The sequence below is a fragment of the Phaeobacter sp. NW0010-22 genome, from assembly GCF_040365955.1.
GTDB lineage: Bacteria > Pseudomonadota > Alphaproteobacteria > Rhodobacterales > Rhodobacteraceae > OMPR01.
Genome location: NZ_BAABWT010000011.1, coordinates 142606 through 153668, shown reverse-complemented (window position 1 = coordinate 153668; position 11063 = coordinate 142606). Strand labels below are relative to the sequence as shown.

Here is an 11063-nt window from a genome sequence, read left to right as displayed (position 1 = left end):
GGCTGTTGAGATGGTGATGCCGCGGGCTTTTTCTTCGGGTGCGCCGTCGATCTGGTCGTAGGCTTTGAAGTCACCAAAGTATTTGGTGATCGCTGCGGTCAGCGTGGTCTTACCGTGGTCAACGTGGCCGATTGTGCCGATGTTGACGTGCGGTTTATTGCGTTCAAACTTTTCCTTAGCCATGCCTCAGGCACCCTTTTGCAATTTGGGGGACCTCGGGTCCCGGTTGTACGTCTGCGCGCGCGAGATATTTGGTTTGGAAACAAAAATCAAGAGCATCCTGCGCATTCTCTCGGCTCTGGGTTTGTTTCGCTTATTCAGCTGCGGCTTCCGCATCCAGAACGGTATCGGGTCGCTTGTCGAACCAGCCGTTTTCCTTGTGCTCTTCGGCCATCCATTCCTCGATCTTGTCGGCAATGTTCAGCGACAGGCCCGCGATCTGTTCTTCTTTGGTGCGACTATGGCCCGAGCCCAGAATCGCACTCTGGCCTGTGGTGTCCTCGTAGACCTCCATCTGCACCTTGCGGGCCAGATATTCTTTACGGGCCACATCATAGACAAATACATTCACAACCACGACGCTTTTGGGATTAACCAGAACTGGAATACCCGGAGGGGCTAGCAAGAAGCCCTCGAGCGAAACAGCCACATCATATTCCTGCGCACCATCATACCGTCGCAGGCGTGTTTCCATCGCGCGCTCCATCGGCGCGTTCCATTCTGACGCCTCTGCATCTCGCGACAGAGGCCATTTCAGCGCCTTGTCCGTAAAGACGTGCACGACCCGGGCACGAAAAGCGCCCATGTCTTCGGGTGCTTCGTTCAGTTGTGTTTCCCCACAAGCTGCCAGAAACAACGCAACCGTCAAGGTCGTAAGAATTCGGAACATGTATCAGATCTCGATAAGCTTCTTTGTTCCGGGGTGTATCCCAGCATCAACGCCGATGCCAAGAAGCATCGGCGCGTTTCAGTTCGATCGCGGCACATGTGTCACGCAAATTTATAATCCCGCGGGAAGCCATATGGTGGGCGTTTGCCGACTGTGGCGCGTTTTGCCAACCACGGCGACAGATCCGTCTCATGGCGGGTTTTATCCCCGCCCATGGGCCAGCTCAGTCCCTCTTCCCACTTAAAGGTCGTGATATCAGACAGACCGCCATCCAGCTCCAACGCACCCTGCTTACCCCGGGCCATGTTGTACTTCTGGATCTTCACGCCCTTACCGCGCCCCATCTCGGGGAGCTCTTCAACCGGGAACACAAGGAACTTACCGTTCTGCGAAACCACAGCCACGTGGTCGCCCGAAACCGGCTTACAGATCATTGCGCGTTCGTCACCTTTGACGTTGAGCACCTGTTTACCTGTGCGGGTTTGGGCCAGCACGTCATTTTCAGGCACCACGAACCCATTGCCCGTACTTGAGGCAACCAGAAGCTTGCGATCAGGAGCATGTATAAAGAGATCCACGATCTCCACATCGTTTGGCAGATCCACCATCAGACGCAGTGGTTCCCCCATCCCGCGTCCACCGGGTAGGGTCGAAGCACTCAAGGTATAGAAACGACCGTTGTTTCCGAAAACCAGCAGCCTGTCCGTGGTTTCCGCATGGAAAATAAAACGTGGTCCATCGCCATCTTTGAACTTCAGCTCGCGGTTCAGATCAATATGGCCCGTCATGGCCCGAATCCAACCCATTTGAGAACAGACAACCGTAATCGGTTCTCGATCGATCATCGCCTCCAAGGGCACCTCTTCGACTTCGCCAGCTTCGGCAAATCGGGTCCGACGAGCGCCGCCTTCGTAGTTCTTTCCGAATGTCTTTTTGGTATCTTTCAGCTGATCTGAGATTTTGGCCCACTGGAGTTCTGGATCTGAAATCAGGTCCTCCAACTCAGCCCGCTCCAACATCAGCGCATCACGCTCGCGGTTCAGCTCAATTTCTTCAAGGCGTCGCAAACTGCGCAGACGCATGTTCAAAATAGCATCAACCTGAACTTCGGACAGCTCCCCCTCGCCCGGTTTGGGCGAAACATAATCGGCCTCGTCCATGGCGCGCGGATGTGAGAGCCCCCAATCCTCGCGCATCAAAGCGGCTTTGGGATCTTCGTCATAGCGAATGATATCGATCACACGGTCCAAGTTCAGGAAGGCAATGATAAAGCCTTCGAGCACTTCGAGACGGTGATCAATTTTGCCCAGACGATGACGCGAGCGGCGCAACAACACCTCTTGGCGATGATCAAGAAAGGCGCGCAGCACCTCTTTCATCGAGCACACTTTGGGTGTCAGCCCATCAATCAACACATTCATGTTGAGCGAGAACCGCACCTCAAGGTCGGAACTGCGGTACAGCATGCTCATCAGAACTTCGGGTTCGACGTTCTTGGAACGCGGTTCCAGTACAATGCGTACGTCATCCGCGGATTCATCACGAATATCCCCCAGAATAGGGATCTTCTTGTTTTGGATCAGCTCGGCGATCTTTTCGATCAGTTTGGATTTCTGAACCTGATACGGGATCTCGGTGACAATGATCTGCCACTGCCCACGCCCAAGATCTTCGATCTCATATTTACAGCGCAACCGGAACGACCCACGCCCAGTGCGATAGGCCTGTGCGATGTTTTCCGGTGGTTCGACGATAATGCCGCCCGTCGGGAAATCAGGCCCCGGCACATAATTCAGCAACGTATCGTCGCGCGCGTCCGGCACTTTGATCAGATGGAGGCAGGCATCGCAAAGCTCAGCGATATTGTGCGGCGGAATGTTTGTCGCCATCCCAACCGCGATCCCGCTTGAGCCATTGGCCAGCAGGTTCGGGAATTGGGCTGGCAACACCACCGGTTCGGTCAGCGTTCCGTCATAGTTTTCACGAAAATCAACGGCATCTTCGTTCAACCCATCGAGCAAAGCTTCGGCAACGATGGTCATGCGCGCTTCGGTATATCGTGCCGCAGCCGGATTATCGCCGTCGATGTTGCCAAAATTCCCCTGACCATCAACCAGCGGGAAACGGACATTAAAGTCCTGCGCCAGACGCGCCATGGCATCATAAATCGCAGCGTCGCCGTGCGGGTGATAGTTACCCATCACATCGCCTGAGATCTTAGCCGACTTGCGGAATCCCCCTGTCGCACTCAAGCGGAGTTCGCGCATTGCATAGAGAATCCGCCTGTGTACTGGCTTCAAGCCATCACGTGCATCCGGCAGCGCCCGATGCATAATCGTTGATAGCGCGTAGGTCAGGTAACGCTCGCCAATGGCACGGCGCAGCGGCTCTGCTACTTCAGTACCCGGCTCTGGGGGCTTCATGTTGGGGTCATCGATGGTATCCGTCATAGATCATGTGATACGCCGCCCAGACGCTTGGGTAAAGCAAGCGAAGAAATTTTGCTGGGGGTAAGTCGCAGAAAGGCACCCCAGAAAGGGGGGCAATCGCGCGGACATTCCCCGTGTTTAGACAAAATTCAGAAAATATGATATGTTGAAATTGGCTAGTTTTCTGCCGATTCCATTTCACCACTGTGCTGTCCGGGGGGCGCTACAATGCGCTTTGTCTTACTTTCTTTTGCTGTGCTTAGTTTTGCTTTTTATGAGCTGAGCGGGGGTGCCGATTTCGAACCTCGTGGCGTTCGCCCCCCCAAACCCGAGCGAATCGCGCAACCTCAAAAGACCAACACCGATTCAATTTCCACCCAGATAGTCGCAACAACACTGGTGGCCAAACCAGCAATCGCCCGCCGCAAAGCCCCGGTTGTAAAGACCCCGGAGCCCAAACCGGAACTGACAGCCGAACAAGAAGCCGCTGGCCTTGCGCAGATCAGCGCCAGCCTTGCAACCAACGGCAACGTTATTCAACCGACGGCAACACAGACCTTTAGCCTTGCGTCTCTTGAACAGGGGGCTGCCTCGATCACAGCGGTCGAGCCCACCGAACCTGCCGCAGCGACGCCCGCTCCTGAATATGTAGAGCCAAAGCCAGATATCCGCGAGGTCATGGGCACGCGCGTCAACATGCGCGATGGGCCTGGCACCATTTACCCAGTTGTTGCCCGCCTCAACATTGGACATCAGGTCGAGGTGCTCAGTGAATCCGGAACCGGTTGGTTGCGCCTGAGAGTGTTGCCAGAAAGACAAACTGGCTGGGTCGCCGCGTCACTTATCACAAAAAAAACACGCTAAAGCTCACTCTGCGTTGCGCCCGGATTCGTCTGTTGGCATAGCTGTGCTCAGGTCAGTCAAAGGGCGTCATGCAAAAATCTATTTTGATCACCGGCTGCTCATCGGGCATCGGCCTTGATGCAGCCCACGGCATGCGCGCCAAGGGATGGCGTGTCTTTGCATCATGCCGGCAGCAACGCGATTGCGACCGCCTCAGGGCTCAAGGCTTTGAAAGCCCCCGCATTGACTATACCGATTCTGCCAGCATCACCTCTGGTTTGGGCGAAGTCCTAGCTGCGACCGGTGGCACCCTGGACGCCTTGTTCAACAATGGCGCACACGGGTTGCCCGGTGCCGTGGAAGATGTCTCGACTGATGGATTGCGCCACATCTTTGAGACCAATGTTTTTGGCTGGCACGAACTCACCCGACAGATCATCCCCGTGATGCGCGCACAAGGACATGGGCGCATTGTGCAATGCTCGTCCGTTCTTGGCCTAGTGTCGTTTCGTTGGCGCGGGGCGTATGTTGCGACAAAATTCGCGCTCGAAGGGCTGTCTGATACACTGCGCCTAGAACTTAGCGATACGGACATCCGCGTCGTTTTGATCGAACCCGGCCCAATCACATCCAAGTTGCGGGAAAAAGCGATCCCTCACTTTGAACAATTCGTTGATTGGAAAAACTCGGCTCTGCGCCCTTTGTACGAGACATCTTTGTTGAAACGTCTCTACGAAAACACAGGGACGGACACCTTTGAGCTGCCTGCTTCGGCAGTGACCGCTAGATTGGTCTCTGCTGTAACAGCTAAAAATCCACGCCCCCGCTATTACGTAACCACGCCGACCTATATCGCGGGTTATCTGCGTCGAATTCTGTCGACGCGGGCAATTGACCGCATCTTGCGTCGCCTCTGAGACAAAAAACCAGTTCGCTTTTTCGCATCGGCCCGCTAGATCAAATGTAGTCGAACCAAACCTGCGAGGCCCCCATGGGCGATATTGTTTATGTTGTAATGATACTAGCCATGGCAGCCGTTGTTGTTGTGCTGGCAATCGGCCTAGGCGGGTTTGCAGGCGGCGGAGCCTTTAACGCTAAGCACGGCAATAAGATGATGCGTCTTCGATTGCTGTTCCAGTTTATCGCCGTCGTTTTGATCGTGCTTTACGTCTATCTACGCGGCCAAGGAGGCCAGTAATGGTTGTTCTGAATAAAATTTACACCCGCACTGGTGATGGTGGAACAACGGCACTGGGCAATGGGGATCGCGTTGCAAAATATGCGGATCGCGTGGCCGCCTATGGCACCACAGACGAATTGAACTCATTTGTTGGAGTGGCAAGGCTGTCTGCAAAAGGCGATATCGATGCAGCCCTGTCCCGGATCCAGAATGATCTCTTCGATCTTGGCGCCGACCTATGTCGCCCTGACATGGAAAAGGATGCTGATTCTGAATACCCGCCGCTCCGGATCGCCACGGCACAGGTTGATCGTCTCGAAGCAGAGATTGATGTCATGAATGTAGATCTCGAACCGCTCCGCAGCTTTATCCTATCAGGCGGGTCGGCCCTTGCCGCCCAGCTGCATGTCTGCCGTACAGTGTCCCGTCGCGCAGAGCGGTTGACGGTTGAATTGGCAGGGGTCGAATCTGTGAACGGCGCAGCCATCAAATACCTTAATCGCCTTAGCGATTGGTTCTTTGTCGCTGCGCGTACCGCAAATAACGGCGGAAAAGACGACGTTCTTTGGGTTCCCGGCGCAAATCGCTAACAATCCTGATAAACCCCAGTTTTTTGGGTCATTTCCAACGCGCTCAGCACCATCGTCCACGAAATATTCTTGCGCGTAGTTAGGAAAAAAAGACAAAACGCGACGTCGATAGGGCATGACGTGACGATTTTGCCCTGTTCCACGCCGCACCGACTCGCTATCTACCCCGTGAGAGCATTGGTGGAGTCGCCTGGCGGCTTGCCGTTTTTGTTAAGGAGCATACGCAAAAATGAAGGTACTCGTGCCTGTCAAGCGCGTGATTGACTACAACGTAAAAGTTCGTGTGAAAGCGGATGGAAGCGGTGTTGATCTCGCCAATGTAAAAATGTCGATGAACCCCTTCGACGAGATTGCAGTAGAAGAGGCCATCCGCCTCAAAGAAGCCGGGAAGGCCGACGAAATCGTCGCCGTATCCATTGGCGTCAAGCAAAGCCAGGAAACCCTGCGCACAGCATTGGCCATGGGCGCAGACCGCGCGATCCTGGTTGTTGCTGCTGATGATGTTCACACAGACATCGAGCCTCTGGCCGTCGCCAAAATCTTGGCGAAAATTGTCGAAGAAGAGCAGCCCGGCATCGTTTTGGCCGGTAAGCAAGCCATCGACAACGACATGAATGCCACCGGTCAGATGCTGTCAGCACTGCTGGGTTGGTCTCAGGGTACGTTTGCTTCTGAGCTTGACGTTGATGGTGACAAAGCCGTTGTGACCCGCGAAGTAGACGGTGGTCTGCAGACCATCAACGTGAAGATGCCCGCCATCATCACCGTTGACTTGCGTCTGAACGAACCACGCTATGCGTCGCTGCCCAACATCATGAAGGCGAAGAAAAAGCCTCTGGATGAGAAAACCGCCGCCGACTATGGCGTCGACGTCACGCCGCGCCTCGAAGTCGTCAAGACCGAAGAGCCCGCAGCACGCGCCGCTGGTATCATCGTCGGTTCGGTTGACGAACTGGTCGAGAAACTCAAAGAAGCGGGGGCTGTGTAATGGCTGTTCTTCTCCTTGCCGAAGTGAACGGTGGCGAACTTGCGTTTGACGCAACTGCCAAAGCCGTAACCGCTGCAAAGCAACTGGGTGACGTGACCGCATTGTGCGCTGGTGCATCTGCTGCTGCCGCTGGCGAAGCTGCTGCAAAAATCGACGGCGTTTCCAAGGTGCTTGTTGCCGAAGACGCGTCGCTGGGTCACCGTCTGGCTGAAACCACTGCGGCCCTGATCGCCTCTCTGGCTGGCGACTATGAGCACATCGTTGCGCCCGCGACCACCGACGCCAAGAACGTGATGCCTCGCGTCGCGGCCTTGTTGGACGTTATGGTGATTTCGGATGCTTCCGGTGTTGTTGATGGTTCGACGTTCGAGCGCCCCATCTACGCAGGTAACGCAATCCAGACCGTTAAGTCGAATGACGCCAAGAAAGTCATCACCTTCCGGACGTCAACGTTCGACGCGGCAGGCGAAGGCGGATCCGCTTCGGTTGAAGCGATCTCGGCTGTTGAAAATGCTGGTCTATCTGAGTGGGTTGAAGACAAAGTTGCGGCAAGCGACCGTCCTGAACTGACGTCGGCTGGCGTTGTTGTTTCAGGTGGCCGCGGCGTTGGTTCTGAGGAAGACTTCAAACTGATCGAAGGTCTGGCAGACAAATTGGGCGCCGCCGTTGGTGCCTCTCGCGCTGCTGTTGACTCGGGCTATGCACCGAACGACTGGCAGGTTGGTCAGACAGGTAAAGTTGTTGCGCCTGAGCTTTATGTTGCCGTTGGTATCTCGGGTGCGATCCAGCACCTCGCCGGCATGAAAGACTCTAAGATCATCGTCGCAATCAACAAAGACGAAGAAGCACCTATTTTCCAGGTTGCTGACTTTGGTCTGGTTGCTGACCTCTTTGCGGCAGTTCCCGAACTGACCGAAAAGTTGGGCTAAGCCTACGAGGCAATCTTATCGCTAAAACTTGAAAGGCCCGCCAGATTGGCGGGCCTTTTTTGTTATTCATCCAAATCTCGTAATGCTCGATAGACTTTATCGGCAACAATCTGATGCGTCGCCGGGCCCATCATATGTTCGGCAGCTGGTTCCTGCATCGTTCCAAAGATCATGTCTTCAAGTTCATCTGACGCTCCGGCAGGCTGTACTGACACCTCGACGATCGTAGAGACGTCATTGCGCAGTTTTTCCACCATGTCGGACGTTATCAGCCAAGGGTCTGCCCCCATACCACTTTCTGCAACATCCTCTTCCTGGCCATCATAGCGCAACCAGAGCAAGGCGATGACCCCGTCCATCTGAGACACCAGCAAACGCATACGTGCCAGCCAAGCCTGTTGCAGTTCACGTTTCACCAGAGAGAAGCGATCCGCCCCAAATGCAAGCAAATGATTCAGCAGGTGCTTGTTGAAATGAAACTCCGTGAAATCCACCTCTGGATAAAGGCCTGCCAGTGTTTCAGAGGCCTGCAAGAACCGATCATTTCGTCTGGGATGAACCCGATACAATCTATTGGACAGATTGTGTGCCCCGGGCAGCTGCAGAATGCTGATGTCCGCCTTATGCGCCATCCTTAAAAGCTCGGGATCCTGTATCACCGTATCCAGCCCACCGTTAATACATCCCAGATTAACGCACACTTCGCCTAATCTACGTTCCAGCACCGCAGGAAATGGATCGGGCACAAAGCGCCCAAATGTTTCTGTACCACCAATACATGCCACGTAAGGGACATCCAGGGGCCGTTTCGGCCCACGGAAGTGCAATTTGGAAGCCCCATACTGACACGTTTGATCCCCTGGCGTGTCTACGCCCGGCCTTTCATAACTCATGTCACCCACCAATGTGTTTTCGTCACCCAAAACCACATTGCGGCCCAATTCGTAGCGATTCTCTTAACGCGCAAATTTGACGCGAATTGCACAGTCCCTCGCCTCTTGCTGTTCGCCCCATGGTGCAGATAAGGTTCTTGCAACACGCAATGAGAGGCACAATGGAATGAGCATTCAAACAGTAGGCGTGATTGGCGCAGGGCAAATGGGAAACGGGATTGCCCACGTTCTCGCCGTTGCCGGATATGACGTACTGATGACTGATATCAGTCAAGACGCGCTTGATGCTTCTCAAAAAATCATTGCGGCAAATCTTGGCCGTCAGGCCAGCCGTGGAAAAATCAGCGACGAAGATATGCACAGTGCCTTGGGGCGCATCACCACGACGCTAAAACTGCCAGATCTAGGGAACAGCGATCTTGTAATCGAAGCCGCAACCGAGCGGGAGCCGATCAAGCAAGCCATTTTCGATGAACTTCAACCTCATCTGGCGCCACATACCATTCTAACGTCCAACACCTCGTCAATCTCGATCACACGGCTTGCTAGCCGAACGGACCGCCCAGAACGATTCATGGGTTTTCATTTCATGAATCCCGTTCCTGTGATGCAGTTGGTAGAATTGATCCGAGGCATCGCCACGGATGAACCCACTTATGCCGCTTGCAAAGACGTGGTCGACAAACTGGGGAAAACTGCGGCCAGTGCAGAAGATTTCCCTGCATTTATCGTTAACAGAATTCTGATGCCGATGATCAACGAGGCTGTTTACACGCTGTATGAAGGCGTCGGAAATGTCCAATCCATTGACCAATCCATGAAACTTGGGGCCAATCACCCAATGGGTCCATTGGAACTGGCTGATTTCATTGGCTTGGATACCTGCTTGGCGATCATGAACGTCTTGCACGAAGGACTGGCAGATACAAAATACCGCCCTTGCCCCCTACTTACCAAATACGTCGAGGCCGGATGGTTAGGTCGAAAAACCAATCGTGGGTTCTATGATTATCGCGGCGATGCGCCCGTACCAACACGGTAGAAACAACGCGCCGCACAAACCGATCCTAGGCCTGTACATGTTGAAGCCTCGATCCATGTGATCGTGGCTTTTCATTCTAAGATCGATGTTGGTATATTCTTTAGATGACCCGTCTATTCGAATTTACTGAAAAGCTCTCTATCATGTAGAAACACGTGCACCCCGTCCTGTGAAGCAAAGAAGCCATGCTGCCTGGTCGCGCCCAAACGCCATCAAGCAGAGGAATATAGAATGAGTTCAAGCGGATGATTGGTCACATTTATAAACAACCACTGCTCTCATTCTAATATTTGCCGACAGAACTAGAAAAGAAGTCGGGTTCCTTTTGCACGCCTCAGCTTTCGAAGTTAACTTCGTTTCCCTAAAGCAAGCGTATGGTTTCGCAACCAGGCCATAAAGCCACGAGGGTCTTTTTCCAGCAGTTTCATATCCTGATCTGAAATGGGCTCCCCAATGACCGGAGCTTGGGGTTTGTTGCAGGAGCGCACAATTTCATGCAGCAGTAGGCCCTGCCGCAAAATCGGTGAGACCCGGTTTGCGATCTGATACCATCTTGAGTTGCAGCCCGGAAAGAAGATCGGGACCACTGTTGCTCCGGAGCGGCGGATCATTTTGGCCGTGAAAACATTCCACTCCTGCTCAATCGCAGGACCAAACATGCTGTCCGAAGACATAACGACCCCAGACGGGAACAAGGCCACGACGCCACCTTCCTTGAGATGGGTCATTGTTTTCGCACGCATTTCCATCATTTTCGCCTGCGCTTCAGGGTCATGAGGAAAGGGAACAGGGATCATGAAAGAGGTCGCAGCCTCATCCAGACCAGTTAAAACCGAGCGTGTGAGAATGCGGTAATCCTGACGAACACGTCCGATCAGATCAGCAAAAATCATACCATCAACCATGCCATGGGGATGGTTTGCCACAACAACCACTGGGCCGTCTTTAGGTATGCGCGCAATCTGCTCTTCTGGGGTTAAAAGGTCGACCCCCATCACATTCAGCGCGCCACGCCAGAATTTCTGCCCGCGATGCTGCTCGTTGATTTTTTCGAATTTCTTGACCATACGCAGGATCGTCAGCTTACCTGTGCACCACTCGACGATCTTGATCAGAGTAGATGTCCAGACGTCATCAAACGAGTTCGCATACGTCAGCGTACGGCGGTCATAGACCTCTCCCTCAGACGCATCCGTCTCAGGCGATTGAGAAATCTTGTCTTTTTGCACGGTGTTATCCGTCACCTTAAGATCTTTCCGTTCTACACGATGTCAGACGGG

12 protein-coding genes are annotated in these 11063 nt (G+C 53.8%); 7 read left to right on the top strand and 5 right to left on the bottom strand.

Features of this window, described 5'->3' with window-relative positions; genetic code table 11:
- From ABWV33_RS20985 to ABWV33_RS20975, 3 genes are all read right to left on the bottom strand, one after another.
- On the bottom strand, positions 1–183 hold a 183-nt coding region (locus ABWV33_RS20985; protein ID WP_353332348.1), incomplete at its 3' end, for a GTP-binding protein.
- A 130-nt stretch (positions 184–313) separates the two neighbouring features.
- Positions 314–889, bottom strand: a complete 576-nt coding sequence (locus tag ABWV33_RS20980; protein WP_353333559.1) for a hypothetical protein — start codon at positions 887–889, stop codon at positions 314–316.
- 101 nt (positions 890–990) lie between these two features.
- Positions 991–3339, bottom strand: coding sequence for a DNA topoisomerase IV subunit A (locus ABWV33_RS20975; RefSeq protein ID WP_113825713.1), 2349 nt, complete (start codon positions 3337–3339; stop codon positions 991–993).
- Between the two features lie 207 nt (positions 3340–3546).
- On the opposite strand from ABWV33_RS20975, the gene ABWV33_RS20970 reads away from it, so the two are divergent.
- The 6 genes from ABWV33_RS20970 (at position 3547) to ABWV33_RS20945 (ending at position 7848) form a co-directional block, all read left to right on the top strand.
- Positions 3547–4182 (top strand): SH3 domain-containing protein, encoded by a 636-nt coding sequence (locus tag ABWV33_RS20970; protein WP_353333557.1) that lies wholly within the window; start codon positions 3547–3549, stop codon positions 4180–4182.
- 68 nt (positions 4183–4250) lie between these two features.
- Positions 4251–5078 carry an SDR family NAD(P)-dependent oxidoreductase gene (locus tag ABWV33_RS20965; RefSeq protein WP_113825711.1) on the top strand — a complete coding sequence of 276 codons (828 nt, stop codon included), beginning with the start codon at positions 4251–4253 and terminating at the stop codon, positions 5076–5078.
- Between the two features lie 74 nt (positions 5079–5152).
- Positions 5153–5359 carry a twin transmembrane helix small protein gene (locus tag ABWV33_RS20960; RefSeq protein WP_113825710.1) on the top strand — a complete coding sequence of 69 codons (207 nt, stop codon included), beginning with the start codon at positions 5153–5155 and terminating at the stop codon, positions 5357–5359.
- On the top strand, positions 5359–5931 hold the full coding sequence (locus tag ABWV33_RS20955; protein ID WP_353333554.1) for a cob(I)yrinic acid a,c-diamide adenosyltransferase: 573 nt from the start codon (positions 5359–5361) through the stop codon (positions 5929–5931). Before ABWV33_RS20960 ends, ABWV33_RS20955 begins: the two co-directional genes overlap by 1 nt.
- Positions 5932–6160: 229 nt before the next feature.
- Entirely contained in the window at positions 6161–6919 is a 759-nt protein-coding gene (locus tag ABWV33_RS20950) for an electron transfer flavoprotein subunit beta/FixA family protein (protein ID WP_164621698.1), read from the top strand.
- Entirely contained in the window at positions 6919–7848 is a 930-nt protein-coding gene (locus ABWV33_RS20945) for an electron transfer flavoprotein subunit alpha/FixB family protein (RefSeq protein ID WP_113825707.1), read from the top strand. Before ABWV33_RS20950 ends, ABWV33_RS20945 begins: the two co-directional genes overlap by 1 nt.
- Positions 7849–7910: 62 nt before the next feature.
- On the opposite strand, the gene ABWV33_RS20940 is transcribed toward ABWV33_RS20945, so the two are convergent.
- Complete coding sequence (locus ABWV33_RS20940; protein ID WP_113825723.1) at positions 7911–8741, bottom strand: DUF6473 family protein; 831 nt, start codon at positions 8739–8741, stop codon at positions 7911–7913.
- Positions 8742–8907: 166 nt separating this feature from the next.
- Here ABWV33_RS20940 and ABWV33_RS20935 point away from each other — a divergent pair, with 166 nt between their 5' ends.
- Positions 8908–9783 carry a 3-hydroxybutyryl-CoA dehydrogenase gene (locus tag ABWV33_RS20935; protein WP_215193620.1) on the top strand — a complete coding sequence of 292 codons (876 nt, stop codon included), beginning with the start codon at positions 8908–8910 and terminating at the stop codon, positions 9781–9783.
- Between the two features lie 347 nt (positions 9784–10130).
- Here ABWV33_RS20935 and ABWV33_RS20930 read toward each other — a convergent pair whose 3' ends face one another.
- The gene (locus tag ABWV33_RS20930) at positions 10131–11012 is read right to left on the bottom strand and encodes a lysophospholipid acyltransferase family protein (RefSeq protein WP_113825722.1); all 882 of its coding nucleotides are present in this window, start codon (positions 11010–11012) and stop codon (positions 10131–10133) included.
- Positions 11013–11063: the final 51 nt, after the last annotated feature.